This is a genomic window from Sphingomonas sp. AC522 (genome assembly GCF_979258125.1).
This window is the reverse complement of record NZ_OZ409836.1, coordinates 136216-156274: the sequence shown is the minus strand read 5'-3', so window position 1 is coordinate 156274 and position 20059 is coordinate 136216. Positions and strand designations below refer to the sequence as shown.

19 protein-coding genes are annotated in these 20059 nt (G+C 64.6%); 1 reads left to right on the top strand and 18 read right to left on the bottom strand.

The features are described from left to right. Nucleotides 1–23: 23 nt before the first annotated feature. From ACZZZM_RS00855 to ACZZZM_RS00815, 9 genes are all read right to left on the bottom strand, one after another. Nucleotides 24–1361, bottom strand: coding sequence for a serine hydrolase (locus ACZZZM_RS00855; protein WP_463593217.1), 1338 nt, complete (start codon nucleotides 1359–1361; stop codon nucleotides 24–26). Between the two features lie 55 nt (nucleotides 1362–1416). After that, nucleotides 1417–1779: a DUF2314 domain-containing protein gene (locus tag ACZZZM_RS00850; RefSeq protein ID WP_463593216.1), complete on the bottom strand. Its 363-nt coding sequence runs from the start codon at nucleotides 1777–1779 to the stop codon at nucleotides 1417–1419. Nucleotides 1780–1951: 172 nt separating this feature from the next. After that, nucleotides 1952–3346 carry a dihydrolipoyl dehydrogenase gene (gene lpdA / locus ACZZZM_RS00845; RefSeq protein ID WP_463593215.1) on the bottom strand — a complete coding sequence of 465 codons (1395 nt, stop codon included), beginning with the start codon at nucleotides 3344–3346 and terminating at the stop codon, nucleotides 1952–1954. Between the two features lie 28 nt (nucleotides 3347–3374). After that, nucleotides 3375–4604 carry a 2-oxoglutarate dehydrogenase complex dihydrolipoyllysine-residue succinyltransferase gene (odhB, locus tag ACZZZM_RS00840; protein ID WP_463593214.1) on the bottom strand — a complete coding sequence of 410 codons (1230 nt, stop codon included), beginning with the start codon at nucleotides 4602–4604 and terminating at the stop codon, nucleotides 3375–3377. 1 nt (nucleotide 4605) lies between these two features. Then, entirely contained in the window at nucleotides 4606–7536 is a 2931-nt protein-coding gene (locus ACZZZM_RS00835) for a 2-oxoglutarate dehydrogenase E1 component (protein WP_463596353.1), read from the bottom strand. 55 nt (nucleotides 7537–7591) lie between these two features. Beyond that, complete coding sequence (gene sucD, locus ACZZZM_RS00830; RefSeq protein WP_463593213.1) at nucleotides 7592–8476, bottom strand: succinate--CoA ligase subunit alpha; 885 nt, start codon at nucleotides 8474–8476, stop codon at nucleotides 7592–7594. A 53-nt stretch (nucleotides 8477–8529) separates the two neighbouring features. After that, complete coding sequence (locus tag ACZZZM_RS00825; RefSeq protein WP_463593212.1) at nucleotides 8530–8820, bottom strand: GIY-YIG nuclease family protein; 291 nt, start codon at nucleotides 8818–8820, stop codon at nucleotides 8530–8532. Between the two features lie 55 nt (nucleotides 8821–8875). Further along, on the bottom strand, nucleotides 8876–9838 hold the full coding sequence (gene mdh / locus ACZZZM_RS00820) for a malate dehydrogenase (protein ID WP_463593211.1): 963 nt from the start codon (nucleotides 9836–9838) through the stop codon (nucleotides 8876–8878). Between the two features lie 157 nt (nucleotides 9839–9995). Further along, the gene (locus ACZZZM_RS00815) at nucleotides 9996–10412 is read right to left on the bottom strand and encodes a VOC family protein (protein ID WP_463593210.1); all 417 of its coding nucleotides are present in this window, start codon (nucleotides 10410–10412) and stop codon (nucleotides 9996–9998) included. Between the two features lie 55 nt (nucleotides 10413–10467). Here ACZZZM_RS00815 and ACZZZM_RS00810 point away from each other — a divergent pair, with 55 nt between their 5' ends. After that, entirely contained in the window at nucleotides 10468–11010 is a 543-nt protein-coding gene (locus ACZZZM_RS00810; protein ID WP_463593209.1) for a winged helix-turn-helix transcriptional regulator, read from the top strand. On the opposite strand, the gene ACZZZM_RS00805 is transcribed toward ACZZZM_RS00810, so the two are convergent. The 9 genes from ACZZZM_RS00805 to sdhC all read right to left on the bottom strand — a co-directional run bounded on the left by ACZZZM_RS00805 (nucleotide 11007) and on the right by sdhC (nucleotide 19953). Further along, nucleotides 11007–12848 carry a glycoside hydrolase family 2 protein gene (locus ACZZZM_RS00805; RefSeq protein WP_463593208.1) on the bottom strand — a complete coding sequence of 614 codons (1842 nt, stop codon included), beginning with the start codon at nucleotides 12846–12848 and terminating at the stop codon, nucleotides 11007–11009. The two genes, ACZZZM_RS00810 and ACZZZM_RS00805, sit on opposite strands and share 4 nt — an antisense overlap. Nucleotides 12849–12877: 29 nt before the next feature. After that, entirely contained in the window at nucleotides 12878–13990 is a 1113-nt protein-coding gene (zapE, locus tag ACZZZM_RS00800; RefSeq protein ID WP_463593207.1) for a cell division protein ZapE, read from the bottom strand. A 10-nt stretch (nucleotides 13991–14000) separates the two neighbouring features. Then, complete coding sequence (locus tag ACZZZM_RS00795) at nucleotides 14001–14471, bottom strand: PaaI family thioesterase (protein ID WP_463593206.1); 471 nt, start codon at nucleotides 14469–14471, stop codon at nucleotides 14001–14003. Then, nucleotides 14468–15253 (bottom strand): succinate dehydrogenase iron-sulfur subunit, encoded by a 786-nt coding sequence (locus tag ACZZZM_RS00790; RefSeq protein ID WP_463593205.1) that lies wholly within the window; start codon nucleotides 15251–15253, stop codon nucleotides 14468–14470. Before ACZZZM_RS00790 ends, ACZZZM_RS00795 begins: the two co-directional genes overlap by 4 nt. A 68-nt stretch (nucleotides 15254–15321) precedes the next feature. Next, a complete protein-coding gene (locus ACZZZM_RS00785) occupies nucleotides 15322–15942 on the bottom strand; it encodes an ATP-dependent Clp protease proteolytic subunit (protein ID WP_463596352.1) in 621 nt (206 codons plus the stop codon). Between the two features lie 279 nt (nucleotides 15943–16221). After that, nucleotides 16222–17187, bottom strand: a complete 966-nt coding sequence (locus tag ACZZZM_RS00780; protein ID WP_463593204.1) for a C13 family peptidase — start codon at nucleotides 17185–17187, stop codon at nucleotides 16222–16224. A 159-nt stretch (nucleotides 17188–17346) separates the two neighbouring features. After that, nucleotides 17347–19152 (bottom strand): succinate dehydrogenase flavoprotein subunit, encoded by a 1806-nt coding sequence (gene sdhA, locus ACZZZM_RS00775; protein WP_463593203.1) that lies wholly within the window; start codon nucleotides 19150–19152, stop codon nucleotides 17347–17349. After that, nucleotides 19152–19538 carry a succinate dehydrogenase, hydrophobic membrane anchor protein gene (gene sdhD / locus ACZZZM_RS00770; RefSeq protein WP_463593202.1) on the bottom strand — a complete coding sequence of 129 codons (387 nt, stop codon included), beginning with the start codon at nucleotides 19536–19538 and terminating at the stop codon, nucleotides 19152–19154. Before sdhD ends, sdhA begins: the two co-directional genes overlap by 1 nt. Beyond that, a complete protein-coding gene (sdhC, locus tag ACZZZM_RS00765) occupies nucleotides 19531–19953 on the bottom strand; it encodes a succinate dehydrogenase, cytochrome b556 subunit (RefSeq protein ID WP_463593201.1) in 423 nt (140 codons plus the stop codon). The genes sdhD and sdhC overlap by 8 nt, the downstream gene beginning before the upstream one ends. Nucleotides 19954–20059: the final 106 nt, after the last annotated feature.

Genomic DNA, 20059 nt, shown 5'->3' with positions numbered 1-20059 from the left:
TGGCTATTGCCGCTTGGAGGCGCTTACTGCTTCTTGGCAACCGCGTCGCGGCCGCCCTGGTGGAGCGTGGCCGACTCGATCTTGCCCGCTGCATCGCGGTTGAAGCTGATCTGGGCGTCGGTCACGCGCAGGAAGAAGCGATCGGGCTTTTCGGCAAACATCTCGAACGCGTCCTGTCCGGTCGCCTGCACGGTCAGCTTGGTGCCGTCGAAGCGTACGACCAGGCCGAACTCCGGGCTGAGTTGGTACGTGCCTTCATAGCCCTTGAGCACATCCGCGGCGAGCGTCACTGGCTTGCGTTCGCCGGCCAGAGTCACTTCGCCGCCGCGCGCCAGCGTCACCAGCGAAGCGCCGAGCTTGCCGGCCGAAGGGCCATTGAGATTGGCGAGGACGACCACGGTGATCCTGGCGTCCGGATCATAGCCCAGCCAGGTGTTGAACCCTTCGATCCCGCCGCCGTGCGAGTAGAGCGTCTTGCCATCCTTGCTGCTCACGGTGACGCCGAGCGCGTAATCGTTCTTGTAAGGCGTGGTGTAGGCCTTGAGCGAATCCGGCTTGAGCAGCTTGCCGCCGAACAGGCCGGTCTGCCATTTGAGCAAGTCATGCGTGGTCGAATAGAGCGCGCCGGCACCCTGCGGGATCGTCATGTCGATATATTCGGTGTTCATGACGCCCTTGGGGCTGGGACTATAGCCCGATGCGCGGCGCGGCAGCACTTCGGCGTGGCTGTCATAGCCGCTATCGGCCATGGCCAGCGGCTTGAAGATATTGTCGGTGACGAAGGCGGCATAGGATTGGCCGCTGGCCTTCTCGACGATCGCGGTGAGCACGACATAGCCGGAATTGGAATAAGCCATCTTCTCGCCCGGCTGGAACTCGAGCGGCTTGTCGCGGAAGCGGGCGATAAGGTCCGCCGGCGTCGCCGCGTGCATCTTGAAGGTCTTGTAATCGTCGAAGCCGGTAAAATTGGCGATGCCCGAGCTGTGATTGAGCAGGTTGCGAACGGTGATCTTGTCCCAGGCGGCGGGCGCATCTGTCAGGTAGGTCTTGACCGGCGCATCGAGGCCAAGCTTGCCACGCTCGGCGAGGAGCAGGATCGACACTGCGGTGAACTGCTTGGTGACCGATCCGAGGCGGAACTTGGTGTCGCCGTCATTGGGGATCTTCCATTCGAGATTGGCCGAGCCGAAGCCCTTGTCGAGCAGGATCTTGCCGTCCCTCGCGACCAGCACCGCACCCATGAACGCGCCCGAATCGGCTTCGGTGCGGGCGGCGGCCTCCATGCGGGCGGGATCCTGTGCCCGCGCCGGCATGGCGGCGAGCGTGGTGGTGACGATCAAGCCCAGCATCAGATAGCGCATTGGAAACTCCCTGTGTATTACTGAACTAACACGCAAGGCGTAGGTGCGCAAGGATTTACCAGCCGAAACGATCGAGCATTTGGCGAGCCTCGCCGGGCTCCATGCGGCCAATAAGAACGCGCATCGTGGCGCCGCCCTGCATTTGGCCGTCGCGGAAATAGGCCCAGTCCACGATCTGGGCATCGCGGATGGTGACTTGATCGTCGCGGTGCCAGCGGCGGTCCAGGGGCACGTTGAGCAGGCGGGCGATGGTGATGTCGGCGCGGTGCGCGATCACTTCGGCCCAGACGAACTCGGCCTTGTCCTCGGGGACCAGGTCATATTTGACGACGAAGCGCGTCTCGCCGGGGCCGGGCGAAGTGGCGTGGCCAAAGAAGACGGGAAGGCCGCGCTTCGCCTCAGCAATGGCGGCGCGCATTTCAGGATCGTTGGCGGCGACCGCTATGGTCGCGTCCTGGGCTTGCGCGGCTAGCGGGGCGACCAGGAGGACTGCGGCGTGGCAAAGCCACGCCGTCGGTCGGCGCTTTCGGTGCCGCCGGCCGTGTGAGCCTAGTTCGCTTGAAATTAGCTGCGCTAATTTCATCGCCGGCTCATACGTGAATAGGCTTGCCGTTAACGCCCATCGCAGCTTCCTTGATCGCCTCGCTGTGCGTCGGATGCGCATGGCAGGTGTAGGCGATGTCCTCGCTGGTCGCGCCGAACTCCATTGCCTGCGCGACCTGCGCGATCATCGTGCCGGCGACCGAGGTGATGATCCAGGCGCCGAGCACGCGATCGGTCTTGGCATCGGCGATGACCTTCACCCAGCCGACCGTGTCGTCGATCGCCTTGGCGCGGCTGTTGCCCGCCATCGGGAACTTGCCGACCTTGATCTCGCCGCGTTCCTTGGCCTGCTCTTCGGTCAGGCCTACGCCGGCGATTTCGGGATGGGTATAGACCACCGAGGGGATGATATCGTGGTTCACGATGCCGGTGAGGCCGGCGATGTTCTCGGCGACAGCGATGCCTTCGTCCTCGGCCTTGTGCGCGAGCATCGGCCCGGGGATGACGTCGCCGATCGCCCAGACGCTGTCGACTGCGGTGCGGAAATCATGGCCAGTCTCGATCTGGCCGCGCTGGTTGACGCTGAGCCCGATCTTGTCGAGGCCTAGACCGTCGGTGTTCGGACGGCGGCCGATCGAGACCAGCACGGCATCGGCCTCGATCGTCTCGGCAGCACCACCCTTAGCGGGCTCTACCGTGACGCTGGCTTTGCCACCATTGACGGCGACCCCGGTGACCTTGGTGGAGAGCTTGATCTCCATGCCTTGCTTCTTAAAGATGCGGCCGGCTTCCTTGCGGACTTCGCCGTCCATACCGGGGAGCAATTGATCGAGATACTCGACCACGGTGACCTTGGCGCCGAGGCGGACCCAGACCGAACCGAGCTCGAGCCCAATCACGCCGCCGCCGATGACGACTAGATGCTCGGGGACCTTTTCCAGCGCGATTGCGCCGGTGGAGTCGACGACCGTTTTCTGGTCGATCTCGACGCCGGGCAGCGGCGTGACGGTCGAGCCGGTGGCGATGACGATATTCTTGGCGGTCACCTTGCGGTCACCGACCTGGACGGTGTGCGCGTCGACGAAAGTGGCAAGGCCTTTGACCCATTCGACCTTGTTCTTCTTGAACAGGAATTCGATGCCGCCGGTCAGGCCGGTGACGGCCTTGTCCTTGTCGGCCATCATCGCCGGGAGATCGAGTTCGACCGAGCCCAGCTTGACGCCATGCTTGGCGAGCGCGCCGGAGGCGGCCTCGTAGAACTTCTCGCTGGCATTGAGCAGAGCCTTGGAGGGGATGCAGCCGACATTGAGGCACGTGCCGCCCAGCGTCTCGCGCGCTTCGGCGCAGGCTGTGCGCAGGCCGAGTTGCGCGGCGCGAATCGCCGCGACATAGCCGCCGGGGCCGGCACCGATCACGAGGACGTCGAAGTCGTATTCAGCCATTTTCTTCTCCGCTCCGGATATGGGGAGCTTAAAGGTCGATCAGAAGTCGCGTCGGATCCTCGATCGCGTTCTTGAGTGCGACGAGGAAGGTCACGGCTTCGCGGCCGTCGATCAGGCGGTGATCGTAGCTGAGTGCCAGATACATCATCGGGCGGATCACGATTTGGCCGTCGCGGACAACCGGGCGTTCCTCGATACGGTGGAGGCCGAGAACGGCGCTCTGCGGCGGGTTGATGATCGGCGTCGACATCAGCGACCCGAACACGCCGCCATTCGAGATGGTGAAGGTGCCGCCCTTCATTTCTTCCATCTTGAGCGTGCCTTCCTTGGCGCGCTTGCCAAAGTCGCCGATGGTCTTTTCGATGCCGGCAACGCTCAGATCCTGCGCGTCGCGAATGACGGGAACAACGAGGCCGCCCGGCGACGAGACTGCGACCGAGATATCGGCATAATCGTGATAGACGATCTCCTCGCCTTCGATCGACGCATTGACGCTGGGGATGTCCTTGAGCGCCATCACCGCGGCCTTCACGAAGAAGCCCATGAAGCCGAGGCGGACGCCATGCTTCTTCTCGAACAGGTCCTTGTACTTGGCGCGCGCTTCCATGACCGCGGTCATGTCGACATCGTTGAAGGTGGTCAGGAGAGCGGCGGTATTCTGTGCGTCCTTGAGGCGCTTGGCGATCGTCTGGCGCAGGCGCGTCATGCGGACACGCTCTTCCTTGCGGCCGCCGCTGGGGGCTGCAGGCGCAGGCGATACTGCCGGAGCGGGGGCGGCGGGGGCCGGAGCGGCAGGCTTGCTGCTCGCGGCGGCGACGACGTCTTCCTTGGTCAGGCGGCCGTCGCGGCCGGTGCCCTGAACGGTCGCGGGATCCACGCCATGCTCGAGCACTGCGCGGCGGACCGAAGGCGAAAGCGCGGCGGCTTCGACTTCGCGCACCTGCTCGCCCGGGCCGGTCTGGGTGCCGTCGGTGGCAGGCGCAGGCGCGGCGGGTGCCGATGCGGGCGCAGCGGCCGCGCCGCCGCCGTCGCCAACCGTGGCGATGACTGCGCCGACCGAGACGGTGTCGCCGACCTTGACGATGTGATCGCCCATCACGCCGGAGACGGGCGAGGGAACTTCGACCGAGACCTTGTCGGTCTCGAGGCTGGCGATCGGCTCATCGGCCTTTACGGGGTCGCCGGGCTGCTTGAGCCATTCGCCCAACGTCGCCTCGGTGATCGATTCGCCCAGCACGGGTACAGTTACGTCGGTCATATCAGGCCTTCCGGGTACGGCGGATTTCTTCACGAACGGAGTGGCCGAGCGCATCGGCGACGAGCGCGCCCTGCTCAGCCTGGTGGCGCTTCATCAGGCCGGTTGCGGGCGATGCGGCAGCGGCGCGGCCGGCATAGCGCGGGCGCTGCGGCTTGATGCCGGCATCCACCATGCACTGCTCGACGAACGGCTCGACAAAGGTCCAATAGCCATTGTTCTTCGGCTCTTCCTGCGCCCAGACGACCTCTTCGAGGTTGGTCATGCGGCTCAGGCGACGGATCAGCGGCTCGTCCGGGAAGGGATAAAGCTGCTCGATGCGGACGATCGCAGTGTTCTTGTCGCCCGCGGCGTCGCGCGCCTCGATCAGATCATAGGCGACCTTGCCCGAGCAGAGCACGAGGCGCCGCACGTCCGCATCGGCCGGCGCCGAGGGATCGGAGAGGATGCGGCGGAACTGGCTGTCGCCCTGAAACTCCTCTGCGCTGCTGACTGCCATCTTGTGGCGGAGCAGCGACTTGGGCGTCATCTGTACCAGCGGCTTGCGGAAATTGCGGCGCATCTGGCGGCGTAGCAGGTGGAAATAATTGGCCGGCGTCGTGATGTTGACGACCTGCATGTTGTCCTGCGCGCAGAGCTGAAGGAAGCGCTCGGGGCGGGCCGAGCTGTGCTCTGGCCCCTGGCCTTCGTAACCGTGCGGCAACAGCATCACCAGGCCGTTGGCTCGGAGCCACTTGGCTTCGCCCGAGGCGATGAACTGGTCGATCATGATCTGCGCGCCATTGGCGAAATCGCCAAACTGCGCTTCCCACAGCACCAGAGTCTTGGGATCGGCGCCGGCATAGCCGTACTCGAAGCCGAGCACGCCATATTCGCTCAACGGGCTGTCCAGCACTTCGAACTTGCCGTGCGGAATGGTGGCGAGGGGAATATATTTCGCCTCGGTCTTCTGATCGACCCAGACGGCGTGGCGCTGGCTGAAGGTGCCGCGGCCCGAATCCTGACCTGACAGGCGGACGCCATAGCCTTCGGACAGGAGCGCGCCGAAAGCGAGCGCCTCGCCGGTCGCCCAATCGAAATTGGCGCCCGACTTGAACATCTCGCGCTTGGCATCGAGCACGCGGCCGAGCGTCTTGTGGATCTCATGGCCTTCGGGAACCGTGGTCAGCGTGCGGCCAAGGCTGTCGAACAGCTTCTTCTCGATGCCGGTATCGACGCTGCGCCGCGCATTCTCGGCGTCGACGGGCGCGCCGAGGCCGGACCAGCGGCCGGCGAACCAGTCTGCCTTGTTCGGGAGATACGCCTTGCCTGCTTCGAACTCGCCTTCGAGCAATTGCGTGAACTGGTCGACCTTCTGCCCCAGGAAATCACCCTGAACTACGCCTTCTGCCGTCAGCCGCTTGGCATAGACTTCGCTGACCGGGGGGTGCTGCTTGATGCGGGCGTACATCAGCGGCTGGGTGAAGCTGGGCTCGTCGCCTTCGTTATGGCCGAAGCGGCGATAGCACCACATGTCGATGACAACGTCGCGCTTGAACTTCTGGCGGAACTCGATCGCGACCTTGCAGGCGAAGGTCACCGCTTCGGGATCGTCGCCATTGACGTGGAGGATGGGGGCCATCACGCCCTTGGCGACATCCGACGAATAAGGCGAGGAGCGCGCGAATTGCGGGCTGGTCGTGAAGCCGATCTGGTTGTTTATGACGAAGTGGACGCAGCCGCCGGTGTTGTAGCCGCGGATGCCCGAGAAACCGAGGCATTCCCAGACGATGCCCTGGCCCGCCATCGCGGCATCGCCATGAATGAGCACCGGGAGCACCTGGTTATGGTCGCCGAGATCGTCACGGACGGTCTGTAGCGCGCGGACCTTGCCGAGCACGACAGGATCGACCGCCTCGAGGTGCGAGGGATTGGCGACCAGCGACATATGGACGCTGACGCCGTCGAACTCACGGTCGGTACTGGTGCCAAGATGATATTTGACGTCGCCCGACCCGCCGACTTCTTCCGGGTTGGCCGAGCCGCCGCCGAATTCGTGGAAGATCACGCGGAAGGGCTTCGACATGACGTTGGCGAGCATGTTGAGCCGGCCGCGATGCGCCATGCCGTAGACGATCTCGCGGACGCCCTGCGCGCCGCCATATTTGATGATCGCTTCCATCGCCGGGATCATCGCTTCGCCGCCGTCGAGGCCAAAGCGCTTGGTGCCGACATATTTCTTGCCGAGGAATTTCTCCCACTGCTCGGCTTCGACGACCTTGGAGAGGATCGCCTTCTTGCCGTCGGCAGTGAACTGGATTTCCTTGTCCTTGCCCTCCATGCGCTCCTGGAGGAAGCGGCGCTCCTCGACATCGGCGATGTGCATATATTCGAGGCCGACATTGCCGCAGTAATTTGCGCGCAGGATGTCGACGATCTCGCGGACGGTGCCCCATTGCAGGCCGAGCACGCCGCCCAGATAGATGGGGGAATCGAGCTGATCGTCGGTGAAGCCGTGATATTCGGTGCGAAGATCCTCGGGCAGATCCTGGCGGGCGAGGCCGAGCGGATCGAGATTGGCGGCGAGATGCCCGCGCACGCGATAGGTTCGGATGAGGAGCATCGCGCGGATCGAATCGCCCGCGGCCTTGGCGATATCGGCTTCGGACGGCGCGGCGGCGAGGGGCTTGGGGGCAGCGCCGGGCTTGGCCGGCTTGGGCGCCGGCTCCATCTGGGTCGGATCGAGCGCCGCGGTGAGCGCATCGGTTTCGGTCAGCGGCCAATTGGCCTGCTTCCAGCTTGGGCCCTGCGCGCTGCCTTCGAGCCCTTCGAACCAGGCGCGCCAGCCGGCCTCGATCGAAGCCGGGTCGGCCTTGAAGCGCTTGTACAGCGTCTCGACGAAGGCGGGGCTCACGCCGCCGGCAATGTCGTCGAAGTCGAGGCCCTCATAGCCCATCGTCAAATCCAATCCGTCAGTCCAACGCGCGCGATATAGGGCGCGCGTTAACCAATTACCCCTTGAGCACTTCCACCAGCGTCGAGCCGAGCTCGGACGGGCTGGCGGCGACGCGGATGCCGGCGGCTTCCATCGCTGCGATCTTGCTCTCGGCATCGCCCTTGCCGCCCGAGACGATCGCACCGGCATGGCCCATGCGGCGGCCCGGAGGCGCGGTGCGGCCGGCGATGAAGCCCGCCATCGGCTTCCGCCGACCGCGCTTGGCCTCGTCGATCAGAAACTGCGCGGCCTGCTCCTCGGCATCGCCGCCGATCTCGCCGATCATGATGATCGACTTGGTCGCCTCGTCGGCGAGGAACAATTCGAGCACGTCGATGAAGTTGGTGCCGTTGACCGGATCGCCGCCGATGCCCACCGCAGTGGTCTGGCCGAGGCCGGCGTTCGTCGTCTGGAACACCGCCTCATAGGTGAGCGTACCCGAACGGCTGACGACGCCGACCGAGCCCTTCGAGAAGATCGAGCCCGGCATGATGCCGATCTTGCACTCGCCGGGGGTCAGCACGCCGGGGCAGTTCGGCCCGATCAGCCGCGACTTGGAGCCGCTGAGCGCGCGCTTGACCTTGACCATGTCGAGCACCGGAATGCCCTCGGTGATCGTCACGATCAGCGGGATTTCGGCGTCGATCGCCTCGAGGATCGAGTCGGCCGCGAAGGGCGGCGGTACATAGATCACCGATGCGTCCGCGCCGGTCTTCGACTTGGCCTCGGCGACGGTGTTGTAGACGGGGAGCCCAAGATGCTCGGTGCCGCCCTTGCCCGGCGTGACGCCGCCGACCATCTGCGTGCCGTACTCGAGCGCCGCCTTGGTGTGGAAGCTGCCGGTCTCCCCGGTCATGCCCTGGGTGATGACCTTGGTGTTCTTATCGACGAGGATGCTCATCTAATCTCGTTCCTTCTCGTTCCCCTGCGACGGCAGGGGCCCAGATTGGGAATCTAGAACAGGTGATCGTAGAGATCGGCCCAATCCGGATTCATCGTTTCGATCACACGCAGCTTCCAGAGCCGCTTCCATTTCTTCATCTGCAATTCGCGGGTCCGGGCGGCTTCGATATCGGCGTGCCCCTCATGCCGGACCAGTAATCTGCAACCGTATTCGTTGGTAAAGCCATCGACCAGGCCGTTGCGATGTTGATAAACCCTGCCGGGAAGATCGCTCGTCGCGCCGTTATAGATCGTTCCGTTCCGGCCGCTCGCCATGATGTAGACGTAGCCGGGCTTCTCCACCGTTATGCTTTACCTTCCGAGTCTGGACCCCTGCCTTCGCAGGGGAACAGGGAGATCAGTTCAACGAGCTATCGATGCCCTTGCAGGCGACCAGTAGCTCCTTCACTGCGTCGACCGACACTGCGAGGTTCTGCTTGGCCTCGTCATTGAGCTTGATCTCGACAACCTTCTCGACACCGCCGGCGCCGATGATCACCGGGACGCCGACATAGAGATCGTCGATGCCGTACTGGCCGGTGAGGTGCGCCGCGGCCGGAAGCACGCGCTTCTGGTCGTAAAGATAGGCCTGGGCCATCGCGATGCCGCTGGTGGCGGGCGCGTAATAAGCCGAGCCGGTCTTGAGCAGAGCGACAATCTCACCGCCGCCCGAACGGGTACGCTGAACGATCGCGTCGATGCGCTCCTGGGTTGAGAAGCCCATCTTGATGAGGTCGGGGACGGGGATGCCGCTGACGGTCGAATATTCGATCACCGGCACCATCGTGTCGCCATGGCCGCCGAGCACGAAGCTGGTGACGTCCTTGACCGAGACGTTGAACTCGTCGGCGAGAAAGTGACTGAAGCGCGCCGAATCCAGCACGCCGGCCATGCCGACGACCTTGTGATGAGGCAGTCCCGAGAATTCGCGCAGCGCCCAGACCATCGCGTCGAGCGGGTTGGTGATGCAGATCACGAACGCGTCGGGGGCGTTGGCGGCGATGCCTTCGCCGACCGCCTTCATCACCTTGAGGTTGATGCCGAGCAGGTCGTCGCGGCTCATGCCCGGCTTGCGGGCGACGCCGGCGGTGACGATGATCACGTCGGCGCCGGCGATATCGGCATAATCATTGGTGCCGGTGATCTTGGCGTCGAAGCCTTCGACCGGGGCGCACTGGCTGAGATCGAGCGCCTTGCCCTGGGGCACGCCTTCGACCACGTCGAACAGGACGATGTCGCCCAAGCCCTTGAGTGCTGCGAGATGGGCGAGCGTGCCGCCGATATTGCCGGCGCCGATGAGCGCGATCTTCTTGCGAGCCATGGAAACTCCTTGCACTAGCCAGGGCGCGAGGGCGCACCCCGCGCGAATTTCGGGCGGGGCTTAGGCCGATTGGGCAAAGGTCGCAACCAAGAAGGTTCGATCGGGCGGATTATCTTTGCGACTTATTCGCAAGTGCAATAAGGGCTTAGTGTAGACTTCAAGGAGTGCCTTCGCCGCCCGCGAGATCCTGATAGAACATCAGCGCATTGCCGTCCGGATCATAGAAGGTGAGCAGGCGGACCATTCCGGGAATCTCGATGATAGGCCCGTCCTGGCGCACGTCTGCGGCGTCGAGCGCGGCCTTGGCGGCGTCGAGGTCAGTCACGCCGAAAGTCAGCGTCGCGCCGCCGCCCTGCTCCAGCTTCTCGACCTGGCTGAGGCCGATGCTGACGCGCGCAACGGGACTCGAAAGCTCGCACCAGGCCATGTCGTCGATCCGATACGCCAATTGTGCGCCGAACATCTCCTCATACCATGGGATCGAGCGATCCAGGCTGGCGACGCCGATCGAGCAAGTGAGTCCGCCATCGAATGCGATGCGTCCCGCAAGCGCTTGAGGTTCGACTGTTGCCATGCTGCTTCTCCGACTCTATGGTTCCGTTTATATAGTCGATATCATAACGGAGCCGATGTCAACGCCCCTTCCTCCCGAAACCCTGCGCGCGCTGGGCGGCCATCGCTGGGCGGTGCCGGTGATGGCGCTGCTCAGCCGCGAAGGCGGCGCGCGCTTTGCAGTGATCGCGCGGGCATATGACCTGTCGCACCACAGCCTGACCCGGTGCCTCGAGCATTTGCGGGGCAGCGGCTGGGTGATCCCGAATCCCGGGCACGGGCATCCGCTGCGTCCCGAATATCTGCTGAGCGCGGCAGGGCGGCCAGTGGGGGCGTTGTGCGAACGGATTGCGGCGGAGCGCGAACGGCTAAGGCTGGCGGCTGCGGACCTGCCGCGCTGGTCGCTGCCCATCGTGGCAGGCCTGGCGCCCGACTGGACGCGTTTCGGAGAATTGCAGACGCGGCTCAAGCCGGTGACGCCGCGGGCCCTGTCGCAGACCCTGCAGGCAATGATCGGGCATGATCTGGTCGGGCGGCGGATTGAGGACCGATATCCGCCGGTTGCGTTATATGGGCTGACTGGGCGTGGGCGGGATCTTGCGGGCGCGATTGCCGGCTAGGGCTTGGTCGCCCGCTTTCGATACTCCTCCGCCAGCACTCCGAACGCCGCCTTGCGCGTGCCTGTCTCCGAGATCAGGCCCTTGCGGTTCCAGCCCTGTTGGTAGACCGGGTGCTGGCGGCGGGGCGAGCGGAAGTCCTTGAGGATCCAGGGAGAGAGCCCGGTGAGGAAGGGGACTTTGTCCGCCATTGCCAGCGTCTGGCGGTAATATTCGGCCTGATATTCCTCGCTGAACTTGTGCGGGGCGGGGGCGGCGTCGTGATAGCCGGCCATCGCATCGGCGCCGAACTCGGAGAAGATCAGCGGCTTCTGAACCGGGGTGCGCCACTCAAGGCCGGGGAGTGCCGATAGCGGGTCTCCCGAATACCAGCCATTATAGGTGTTGATCGCCATCACATCCAAATCGGGCACCAACGGATCGTCGATCGTCGAGACCTTGCCCTCGCGCTTGCTGAGCAAGGCGGCCGTGACAAGGCGGCTGTCGTCGAGCGCGCGGACGTCGGCGATCAGCGTGCGCAGGAAGGCATTGCGCGCCTCGCCCACGGGCGTTTCGTTGGCGACACTCCACAGGATGATCGAGCCGCGATTGCGGTCGCGACGGATATTCTCGGCGAGCATCGCGCGAGCGTCACGAAGCGCGTCCGGATTGTCCCAGGCGACGCGCCAATAGACAGGCACTTCGCTCCACACGAGCAGGCCGATCTCGTCGGCCATACGAGTCATAACTTCGCTGTGCGGATAATGGGCAAGCCGGACGAAATTGCCATTCAGCCCTTGCTTGATCTCGGTGAGCAGCGCGCGCGCCGCGGCCAGGGTAATGGCGCGAACGGGGTCCTTGCCCAATTCCTCCTCGTGCATCGAAATGCCGCGCAGGAAGACAGGCTTGCCGTTGAGCAGGATGCGCGCGCCTTGCACTTCGACGGTGCGGAAACCGATGCGGTCGGCGAGAGTGTCGTCGCCACTGGTCACAGACACATCATAGAGTGCAGGGCTTTCGGGCGACCAACGCTTGAGCGCGCGGGGGGCGGGGAGGCTGGCTTCCCAGGCGCCCATGCCGTCCGTGCGGCCTTCTAGCTTGAGGCCGAGCGCGGGGATGGCGAGCCGGATCGGGGCACCGCCCTTGTGCGTGCCATCGAGCCGCGCCGAGACTGCGATGCGTCCGTCTCGGGTGAGACGGACGAATGCGTCATCGACATAGGTTTCGGGCACGGCAACCAGCGTTACCGAGCGAGTGATTCCGCCATAGGTTTCCCAATCGGTGACCGGCGGCGGGATGTCGGCAGTGGTGCGGGCGCTATCCACGCCGACAGTGATCTGGTTGCTGCCGGGGCGGAGCTCGTCGGTCACGTCGAACGCGAACGGCGTAAAGCCGCCGCGGTGCTCGCCGACGGCCTTGCCGTTGAGATATACGCTGGCGGCATAATCCGCGGCGCCGAAGCGAAGGAACAGGCGCTTGCCGGGCCGCGGCGCGAAATCGAAACTGCGCTGATACCAGACTAGGCCCTGATAGTGGCGCATCTCGGGGGCGTGGCCGATCCAGCTGCCCGGCAGATGCGTCTGCGGCGATTGCTGCATGTCGAATTCGAACCATTTGAGCGGGTTGGCTTCGGCGACATCGGCCTGGATCAGATCGGCCCAGCGCCTCGTGCTCTCGCCGGGAGGCCCGCCATGGAAGCCGGCGACCCCGTCGCGATAGGGATCGACCGACCAGTGCCATGCCCCGTCGAGGCTTTGCGAGGGGCGCATGTCCGCGGCGGCGAGCGTCTGGGCGGCGGCGGGGAGGCCGAAAGCGGTCAGCGCTGTCATCAGCATCGCCAGCCAACGCATCGCCTTGCCCATCGCATCTCTCCCGGTGGTTTTGCGCGAGCCTAACGCTCGCCATGCCCTTCCGCCAGATATTCGTCCGAGCGCATTTCCATGAGGCGGCTGACCGTGCGGTCGAATTCGAAGCGGCCGTCGCCTGCTTCGTAAAGGTGCTCGGGCTGGGCATCGGCGGCTGCGAGGAGCTTGACCTTGTGCTCGTAGAGCGCGTCGATCAGCGTGACGAAGCGCGCCGCTTCGTTGCGGTTTTCGGGGCCTAGCCGCGGAATGCCGACGATGATGATTGTATGGAAGCGGCGGGCGATGGCGAGATAGTCGGCCGCGCCGCGGGCTTCGCCGCATAGCCGCTTGAACGAGAATACCGCGACGCCCTTTAGACACTTCGGCACGTGGATTTCGCGGCCTCCCTGCACGGGCAGGTCGCAGGCGGGTACGTGGGCGCGGTCTTCGGGCGGATAGTCGGTCAGGCGAAAGAAGGCGGCGGAGAGTTGCGCGGTCGCCTCGGTCCCGTTGGGGACGAGCCAGGTGTCCATGCGGCCGAGCCGGTCGAGCCGGTAATCGACCGGGCCGTTGAGCGCGAGCACGTCCATCCGCGCTTCGATCAGGTCGATGAAGGGCAGGAAGAGCTGGCGGTTGAGACCGTCCTTGTAGAGATCTTGCGGCACGCGGTTCGACGTGGCGACGATGGTCAGCCCGTGGCGCATCATCTCGGTGAAGAGACGCGAGAGGATCATCGCGTCGGCGGGATTGTTGACCACCATCTCGTCGAAGGCGAGCAGGCGGATGTCCTCGGCCAGCGCGTCGGCTACCGCGATCACCGGATCGGCGGTTTCCTTCTTGCGCTCTTCGTTGAGCCGCGAATGCACTTCGAGCATGAATTCGTGGAAATGGACGCGGCGCTTGCGGCGAATCTGCACGCATTCGAACAGCAAATCCATCAGCATGGATTTGCCGCGGCCGACGCCGCCCCAGAGATAGACGCCGCGCGGCGCTTCGGGTGCGCGGCCGAGCGCGCGCCACAGGATGCTGCCTTTCTTGGGCACGGCTTCGAGCTGTGAGGCGAGCACGTTGAGCCTGAGCGCTGCGGTTTCCTGTTCGGCATCGGGCTTGAGCTCGCCCGCAGCGACCAGCGCGCGATAGCGTTCGAGGACGTTGCTCAAGTTTGGGGGCTCACTGCGAAGACGACTTCCGCACGGTGCCGGAGAAATCCATGACGATCGTCTCGCCCTGGTAGATCAGCCCGCGAAGGAACAGCAACCGTCCGGTCTCGCGCAACAGTTCGACGCGCGCCTCTACGGCGCCGTCCGCGACGGGCGCGCCGGCGATGAAGTGCGTTGCGAGATCGACGGTGGAGGCACGCCCCGCACCGAGCACCCCATAGGTGCGCGCCGCGGCGAACAGCGCCATATCGATGAAGCCGAGCAATGCGCCGCCATGGACATTGTCGCTGAGGTTCGAATGGGCATGGCCCGGAGTGAAGCGGACGCGGACGAAGCCATCTTCGAGCTTGGCCGAAAGCGGGCCGAACAGCGCGTTGAAGCGCGTCTTGTCGGTCAGTTCCCAGCGTTTCCAACCGGGAAGGTCGGGATCGTCCTGGAAGGTGAAGCGGGGCTCCCCGCCCGAACCCTGGCCCTCGCTCAAAGCGTGCGCTCGGCTTCCATCTTCTTGATCTCGGCGATCGCCTTGGCCGGGTTGAGGCCCTTGGGGCAAACGTTCGCGCAGTTCATGATCGTATGGCAGCGATAGAGGCGGAACGGATCTTCCAACTGATCGAGCCGCTCGCCGGTCATCTCGTCGCGACTGTCGGCCAGCCAGCGATAGGCCTGGAGCAGGATCGCCGGGCCCAGGAACTTGTCGCTGTTCCACCAATAGCTAGGGCACGAAGTCGAGCAGCAGGCGCACAGGATGCACTCGTACAGGCCGTCGAGCTTCTCGCGCTGCGCGGGGCTCTGGAGCCGCTCCTTGCCCGAAGGCGTGGTGCTGACGGTCTGCAGCCACGGCTTGATCGAGCTGTACTGTGCGTAGAAATGCGTGAAGTCGGGGACGAGGTCCTTGATCACGTCCATGTGCGGCAGCGGCGTGATGCGGATATCGCCCTTGATGTCCTCGATCGCAGTGGTGCAGGCGAGGCCGTTGCGGCCGTCCATGTTCATCGAGCATGAGCCGCAAATCCCTTCGCGGCACGAGCGGCGGAAGGTCAGCGAGCTATCGGTTTCGGACTTGATCTTGATGAGCGCGTCGAGGACCATCGGGCCGCATTCATCCAGGTCGATCTCGAACTTGTCGTAGCGCGGGTTCTCGCCGGCATCGGGATCGTAGCGGTAGATCTTGAAGGTCTTGACGCGCTTGGCGCCCGGCGCCGCCTTGTGCTCCTTGCCCTTGGAATTGATCTTGCTGTTCTTGGGCAGGAGAAATTCGGCCATCACGCGTTCCTTGTGCTGGTGCGCGCGATAGCCAATCGGCGCGGGCGGCTCAACCACCTATGCGCGTATCAGATGACGTCGAGTACCAGCCCCATGGTGCGGGCTTCCTCGGCCTCGATGTACCAATTGGCGGGCGCGCGCTTGCATACGTCCTCGAAGGGCACGCCCGAGCCTGCGACGAAATCGCGAAAGCCTTCCTCCTCGATACGAATCGATTCCTCGATCTCGTGGAGCGTGGCCTTGAGCACGGCGACGCAGGTCTTGAGGGGGCCGGAGACCTCGACCGTCTTGCTCATGATCCGCTCATGGACCATCAGCCGGGTGCCCCGGGTCAGGAAGCGCTTGTCGACCGGGAAGGTCGCCATGAAGGTGGCGCCAGCCGAATAGACCGCGACCTTGCCGAGGAAGAGCATCTCGCGCCCGGTATAATCGCGGATCAGGCGGAGCTCGTCGCCCATCAGCCGCGCAACTTCGGGGTCGCCGCCCAACGTCGAAATCGAGACCACTAGCGGGCCGTCCTGCGGCGCCGCGATCAGCTGCTGTCGGAAGGCTTGGTACATTTCCTGATCGACGGTGCCCGAAAGGACGATGTGCGGCGTGCTGAGCAGCGGATAGCGAGTCGCGCGGCTCTCCGGCGAGAGCGAAGAAGGCGTGGCGGAGGGTGCTGTAATGTTGGCTGGTTCGGTCATGGCCTGCGCAACTGGCGGGGGCGGAAGGGGTTCCGCGGAAAAAGGACGAGGCAGGGATTCCGGCGCACGGGGGCGGCCGAGCGTTGCCCTGGCCTCGCGCTTTTCGAGCATTCTCCGCACCACGAACGAAAAGCCGAAGGTAATCAGTGCGCCCAAAGCAATCTGGATCAGGCGGTTCCTGAAGCCGCCGGGCAGCACCTTATTTACCGCGGCGGGGATTTGGTGCTCCAGATCGCCCGGGATCAGCCGCTCGAGCAGCGTCTCTTTGCCGCGCGCCACCTATCCGCCCTTGAGCGCGTCGGTCGCCGGGCGGCCGACCGGTTCGGTTGCCGCCTTGGGCATGCGGGCTTCCAGCGGAGTCAGCCAGGTTGGGACTTTATCGCCGATGCTCACCTGGGGGTTGGAGGAGGGAAGGCGGGCCCCGCCCTCCCACTCGCCGATCAGGGTACGGGCTTCGTCGGATGCCTTTTCGAGCGGCTGCGGCTTGCGCAGTCCGTGGTTGATCATCGCGTCGCCAAAAAAGGTCCAGTCATTCTCGGCCATGCAGCCGAAGGAGGGTCGCTCGGAGGAGGCGGCAGTGAACAGCGCAGTGGTCTCGCTCGACAGCGCCGGCACAAAGATGCCTGAATAACAGGCCGAGAGGATCAGCACGCGGTTCTTGATGCCGAGCTCGTCGAGCAAGCCGGCCAGCCTTTCGGGGGCGAGAATGCCATAGCCGTTATTACCGTCATGATAGGCGATGCCGACCTTGGCGCCGTGGCTGGTGGTGTAGAGCACCAGCACGTCCTGGCTCTTGTCCATCAGCTCGGCGATGCGGGCGAGGCCGAGAGTGAGCGAGGCCAAGCTGCCGTTAGGGAGCGTGCTGGGGCCCGAGCCGTCGGTGCCGGCAAGGACTAGCGTGCGGCCTGCGGCATCGTACCGGCGGGCCAGCACCTTGCCGGCCTCGCGCGCCTCGCGGCCGAATACAGGATCGCTGTCGAGCGCGACCGAGACGACATAGGCATCGATCAGCTTCTTGCGCTGCGGGGCGAGTGCGGCCAGCGCCTTGCTGACGCGGCGGCTGTCTTCGAGCATCCACTTGGCAGTGCGCCCGCGCTGGAGCTCGGGGCCGGAGGAGAAGCCCTCGACCGGCCCTTCGCCTGAGATGATGCCGGGCCATTGCGCCGATTTGTCCGGAGGCGCCGTCTGCGCGGTGGCGGGAGCGGCGGCGAGGGACGCGGCAAGCAACGCTAACAGGAAACGCATGGTCGGAACTGGCCCCCGGGAATTGGTTAACGCCAGTCTCGCGGGTGTGGAGGTGGAGTCAAGCGCTGCTATCCGCCGCGTCGTCGAGAACGGGGCAGCTAAACAGGAAAGGCGCGGCCGTCGCCAGCCGCACCCTTCGCATTTCGACCGGAGTAGCGTTCAGTAAACCCGCTTCTTCGGCTTGATGTACTCGATCGCGTCGGTGAGCGTGTAATCATGGACCGGGCGGTAATCGATTGCAGTCGATCCGCCCTTGCCGCCCCAGCCTTCGAAGGTGGCGACGGTGTGCTTCATCCAGCCAGCATCGTCGCGCTCGGGGAAATCCTCGTGCATGTGTGCGCCGCGCGATTCCTTGCGGTTAGCGGCGCATTCCATGGTGACGACCCCCTGGCTGATGAGATTGTCGAGCTCGAGCGTCTCGACGAGATCGGTGTTCCAGATCAGCGAGCGATCGGTGATGCCAACGTCCTGGAAGCTCTGATAGACCTTGCCGATCTTGTCGACGCCCTCGGTCAGCAATTCGCTGTCGCGGAACACGGCGCAGTTGCGCTGCATCGTCTTCTGCATGTCGGCGCGGACCTGCGATGTGGGAGCCGCGCCCTTGGCGTGGCGGAAGTGATCGAGGCGAGTGAGGGCGAATTCCTCAGAGCCGGCGGGCAGGGCGTTGTGCGCAGTGCCGGGCTTGAGGATTTCCTTGAGGCGCAGGCCCGTGGCGCGGCCGAAGACGACCAGATCGATCAGCGAGTTGGAGCCGAGGCGATTGGCGCCATGGACCGAGACGCACGCCGCTTCGCCAACAGCGAACAGACCGGGGACTACGCTGTCCGGGTTGCCGTCCTTATTATGGACGACTTCGCCGTGATAGTTGGTCGGGACGCCGCCCATATTGTAGTGGACGGTGGGAACTACCGGCAGAGGCTGGCGGGTCAGATCGACATTGGCGAAGATCTTGCCGGTCTCGGTGATGCCGGGCAGCCGCTCGTGGAGGATCTTGGGGTCGATATGGTTCAAGTGAAGGAAGATATGGTCCTTCTCCTTGCCAACGCCGCGGCCCTCGCGAATCTCCATCGCCATCGAGCGTGAGACGACGTCGCGCGAGGCGAGGTCCTTCGCCGACGGGGCATAGCGCTCCATGAAGCGCTCACCCTCGCTATTGGTGAGATAGCCGCCTTCGCCGCGTGCGCCTTCGGTGATCAGCACACCGGCGCCGTAGATGCCCGTCGGGTGGAACTGGACGAATTCCATGTCCTGGAGCGCGATGCCGGCGCGCAGCGCCATGCCGTTGCCGTCGCCGGTGCAGGTGTGTGCGCTGGTTGCCGACTGATAGATGCGCCCGCCGCCGCCGGTGGCGAGGACCACGGCATGGCTGCGGAAGCGGTGGATCGAGCCGTCTTCCATGCACAAGGCAATCACGCCCCGGCATTGACCATTCTCCATAATCAGATCGAGCGCGAAATATTCGACGTAGAAGTCCGCGTCGTACTTCAGGCTCTGCTGGTACAGCGCGTGGAGCATCGCGTGGCCGGTGCGATCCGCCGCGGCGCAAGTGCGCTGGACGGGGGGGCCTTCGCCCATATTCTGCATGTGGCCGCCAAACGGGCGCTGGTAGATCGTACCATTGTCGTTGCGGCTGAACGGCACGCCGGCATGCTCAAGCTCATAGACTGCGGCGGGCGCCTCGCGGACCATATATTCGATCGCGTCCTGGTCGCCGAGCCAGTCGGATCCCTTGACGGTGTCGTACATATGCCACGACCAGTGATCGGGCGAATTGTTGCCGAGCGAAGCGGCGATGCCGCCCTGCGCGGCCACCGTGTGCGAGCGCGTCGGGAACACCTTGGTGATGCACGCGGTCTTGAGGCCGGCTTCGGCACAGCCCATCGTGGCGCGAAGGCCCGAGCCGCCGGCACCGACGATGACGGCGTCATAGGTGTGATCGATAATCTTGTATGCGGCCGTGGCCATCAGATCGCTCCGGCAGTGAACGCAGTCTTGAGGATCGCGAAGATCGCGGTCGTGGCGGCGGCGATGGTGAAGAAGTTAAGGAGCACGAGCAGCACCACGCGGGTCTCGTCATGCTGGTAATCCTCGATCACGACCTGAAGCCCCAGGCGGAAGTGATAGAAGGTATTGATGACCAGCAGGATCAGCGGCACCGCGACCCAGGTCTGCCCGACCCAGGCGTGAACGGTTTCCCAATCGTACGCCGGCAGCAATGCCATGCTCAGCACGAACCACAGGACGAGGATGAGGTTTCCGCCCGCGGTCAGCCGCTGGTGCCACCAGTGATGCGTGCCCTCATGCGCCGAGCCGAGCCCGCGCACGCGGCCGATGCTGGTGCCGTCACCCATTGCTCTTCTCCAGGATCCAGACCCAGAACGCCGCGGTGAAGAGCACCGAGACGAGGAAGGTCGTCAGCGCAGAGCGCTTGTTGGCGTGCAGTTCGAAATTGGCGCCCTGATCGAGAAACAGGTGGCGCACGCCCGAGGCCATATGCTGGAAGAACGCCCAGCTCATGCCGACGCCCAGGATCCAGCCGGCAATGTTGAGCTTGCCCGAACTCAGCGTGAAGAGGTCGAGGAAACCCGAATAAGCCGCCGGGCCGGTCGCAGCCGCGACGAGCCACCAGACAAACAGGATCGTGCCGAGCGTCGCCATCCCCGTGCCGGTGGCGCGGTGGACGATCGAGACGGTCATGCCCGGCCCCCATTTCCAGATCGAGAGATGCGGCGACAGCGGGCGCGCTTCGTTGCGGACATTTGCCAAATGGCGTTCCTTTCGGGCGTGTTGCCGCTTCCTTAGTCCGGCGGTCGGGGGATGCAAGCCGGATGGTGTGGCGCGCCGCTTTGGCTAACCGGCTCTTAACCAGTTC

Coding starts and splice junctions, on each gene's coding strand:
- ACZZZM_RS00855 (WP_463593217.1), bottom strand. CDS start 1,361: ATGCGCTATCTGATGCTGGGCTTGATCGTCACCACCACGCTCGCCGCC.
- ACZZZM_RS00850 (WP_463593216.1), bottom strand. CDS start 1,779: ATGCGCGCCGCCATTGCTGAGGCGAAGCGCGGCCTTCCCGTCTTCTTT.
- lpdA (WP_463593215.1), bottom strand. CDS start 3,346: ATGGCTGAATACGACTTCGACGTCCTCGTGATCGGTGCCGGCCCCGGC.
- odhB (WP_463593214.1), bottom strand. CDS start 4,604: ATGACCGACGTAACTGTACCCGTGCTGGGCGAATCGATCACCGAGGCG.
- ACZZZM_RS00835 (WP_463596353.1), bottom strand. CDS start 7,536: ATGGGCTATGAGGGCCTCGACTTCGACGACATTGCCGGCGGCGTGAGC.
- sucD (WP_463593213.1), bottom strand. CDS start 8,476: ATGAGCATCCTCGTCGATAAGAACACCAAGGTCATCACCCAGGGCATG.
- mdh (WP_463593211.1), bottom strand. CDS start 9,838: ATGGCTCGCAAGAAGATCGCGCTCATCGGCGCCGGCAATATCGGCGGC.
- ACZZZM_RS00815 (WP_463593210.1), bottom strand. CDS start 10,412: ATGGCAACAGTCGAACCTCAAGCGCTTGCGGGACGCATCGCATTCGAT.
- ACZZZM_RS00810 (WP_463593209.1), top strand. CDS start 10,468: ATGTCAACGCCCCTTCCTCCCGAAACCCTGCGCGCGCTGGGCGGCCAT.
- ACZZZM_RS00805 (WP_463593208.1), bottom strand. CDS start 12,848: ATGGGCAAGGCGATGCGTTGGCTGGCGATGCTGATGACAGCGCTGACC.
- ACZZZM_RS00790 (WP_463593205.1), bottom strand. CDS start 15,253: ATGGCCGAATTTCTCCTGCCCAAGAACAGCAAGATCAATTCCAAGGGC.
- ACZZZM_RS00785 (WP_463596352.1), bottom strand. CDS start 15,942: ATGACCGAACCAGCCAACATTACAGCACCCTCCGCCACGCCTTCTTCG.
- ACZZZM_RS00780 (WP_463593204.1), bottom strand. CDS start 17,187: ATGCGTTTCCTGTTAGCGTTGCTTGCCGCGTCCCTCGCCGCCGCTCCC.
- sdhA (WP_463593203.1), bottom strand. CDS start 19,152: ATGGCCACGGCCGCATACAAGATTATCGATCACACCTATGACGCCGTC.
- sdhD (WP_463593202.1), bottom strand. CDS start 19,538: ATGGGTGACGGCACCAGCATCGGCCGCGTGCGCGGGCTCGGCTCGGCG.